The 1695-nt window shown below is 71.2% G+C and carries 2 protein-coding genes; one reads left to right on the forward strand and one right to left on the reverse strand.

Features of this window, described 5'->3' with window-relative positions; genetic code table 11:
• Positions 1-472: zinc-binding dehydrogenase (locus VH969_RS16040; RefSeq protein WP_331974848.1), on the forward strand; the 472-nt coding region annotated here is incomplete at its 5' end.
• Here the strand turns inward: VH969_RS16040 and VH969_RS16045 are convergent.
• A complete protein-coding gene (locus VH969_RS16045) occupies positions 469-1560 on the reverse strand; it encodes a hypothetical protein (protein ID WP_331974850.1) in 1092 nt (363 codons plus the stop codon). The two genes, VH969_RS16040 and VH969_RS16045, sit on opposite strands and share 4 nt — an antisense overlap.
• Positions 1561-1695 lie beyond the last annotated feature (135 nt).

A 1695-nucleotide genomic window follows, 5' to 3' on the forward strand; every position in this document is an offset into this window, starting at 1 on the left:
CGGGTCCTCGGCCCACCTTGCGATCCAGGTGGCCCGGCACTGGGGCTGCGAGGTGCTCGTCTTCTCACGCTCGCCGGCCGAGCACCGACTCGCGCAGGAGCTCGGCGCGGCCTGGGTCGGCGAGTACGACGACGCCCCGCCCGAACCGCTGGACGCGGCCGTCACGTTCGCACCGGCCGGGTCGGTCGTCATCTCGGCGCTCAAGGCGCTCGGCCCCGGGGCGACCGTGGCGATCAACGCCATCCACCTCGACGGCATCCCCGCCTTCGACTACGACCTGCTCTGGCGCGAGCGGGTGCTGCGCTCGGTCGCGAACTTCACCCGGGCGGACGCCAATGAGTTCCTCGAGCTCGCGGCCCGGATCCCCATCCGGGTCCAGACGCAGACGTTCGCACTGGCCGAGGCGCCCGAGGCCCTCGCCCGCCTTGCGGCGGGCGAGGTCCAGGGCTCGGCTGTGCTCGTGGTCGGCTAGTTCCCGAACAGGGCGAACCCCTGCTGGGCGCGGTTTCCGGTGTGCCGGAAGTCGCCGCCCGAAAGGAGGTTGCCCGTCGATCCCATGCCCGTGAGGGCGAACACGCCCAGCGCACTGTCGGCGCCCGGCGCCCACGGCAGCAGATTGCCGTTGTCCTCGTCGACCGCGAGCAGCTTGTCGCGCGCGATGGGGTTCGTGCACGTGTGCTGACCGTGCTGCGGCCCGCAGTAGAACTGCATGTGGCCGCCGATGTAGACGATCCCGCCGAGGACGGCGATCGCCTGGACGTTGCCGTTCGTGCCGCCGGCCCACTTCTCCTGACCGGTCAGCGACGTGCCTTCGAAGTTGCCGCCGCCGCCGGCTCCGGCGACGTAGACGCCCTTCGAATCCTTGGCGAGGTCGATCACCGGGTAGTTGGTGTGGCTGCCCCAGCTCGCCTGCGTCCCGCTGCCGCCGGGGTTGATCGCCGCGAGATGCTGGGCCGACGTGCCGTTCACCTGGGTGAACAGGCCGCCGATGACCACACGGGCCCCGCCCGGCGTGACGACGAGCGCCTTCACCTGGTCGTCGGTGGACGGCGACCACGGCGCCAGGGCGCCGGTCTTGGTCGAGAACGCGGCGAGATGCGCGCGGGCCGCGCCGCCCGCCGTCGTGAACCCGCCCCCGACGTAGAGCAGGCCGTTCGCGTGCCCCATTGCGAGCACCTCGGAGTTCGCACCGGGATGCCACGCCGTCAAGGCGCCGCTGGTCGTGTTGACCTGGGCGAGCCGCTGGCGGCCGGAGTTGCCGACCCGCGTGAACGAGCCGCCGAGGTAGACCGTGTCGCCGATGACCTGGATCGCCCGGACGGTGCCGTTCACGTTGGGGTTCCACCGCACGAGCGTGCCCTTGGCGACGTTGAACGCCGCGACGTGGTTGCGGGTCACCTCCTGCGAGCCCGCGGGTGCGCCCGGAGGCCGCACGGCGGTGAACTGCCCGCCGATGTAGACACGGTTCTTGTACGCCACGATCACGTTGACGCGGCCGTTCGTCTGCCACGTCGGCGTGGGCGTCGTGGACACGACGGCGAACGCCGGCGTCCCGATCACAAGCCCCCACGCACCCAACACCACGGCCATTGCAGCCGCCCGCAATACCCGAGCCCTCATCAGCCCCCCCGATGGTCGATTCGAATCCCCCGTCCAGGGTACCGCTGGAACGGGTCAAGTCAAGACGCCCCGTAT

Source organism: Actinophytocola sp., from assembly GCF_036555685.1.
GTDB lineage: Bacteria > Actinomycetota > Actinomycetes > Mycobacteriales > Pseudonocardiaceae > Actinophytocola.